The organism is Stenotrophomonas sp. HMWF003, from assembly GCF_003061285.1.
Lineage (GTDB): Bacteria > Pseudomonadota > Gammaproteobacteria > Xanthomonadales > Xanthomonadaceae > Stenotrophomonas > Stenotrophomonas maltophilia_AP.
This window is the reverse complement of the sequence record NZ_QAIW01000158.1, coordinates 27138-27357: the sequence shown is the minus strand read 5'-3', so window position 1 is coordinate 27357 and position 220 is coordinate 27138. Positions and strand designations below refer to the sequence as shown.

Annotated in this window: 1 pseudogene; it reads left to right on the top strand. The window is 71.8% G+C overall.

Annotated features, from left to right (window positions below):
• A pseudogene (locus DBR34_RS22240) lies at nucleotides 1-220 on the top strand (SGNH/GDSL hydrolase family protein); the annotation flags it as partial.

Below are 220 nucleotides of genomic sequence, written 5' to 3'. Positions count from 1 at the left end.
CACCCGCGACCTCCAGACCGTGCAGGTCAGCGTCTACGTTCCCGCGCATACCCCGCTGCGCACGTTCCATTGGGACGGCCGGCAAACCGCGTTGATCGGGGCCGGCGACCAGACCCGGGCGCCGCGGATGGACACGGCGTCCACCACCACCGCGCGCCTGTTCGTGACCGGAATCGAGGTGCAGGCCTCCGCCGCTGCCCGCAGCGTGGTGGTGATCGGC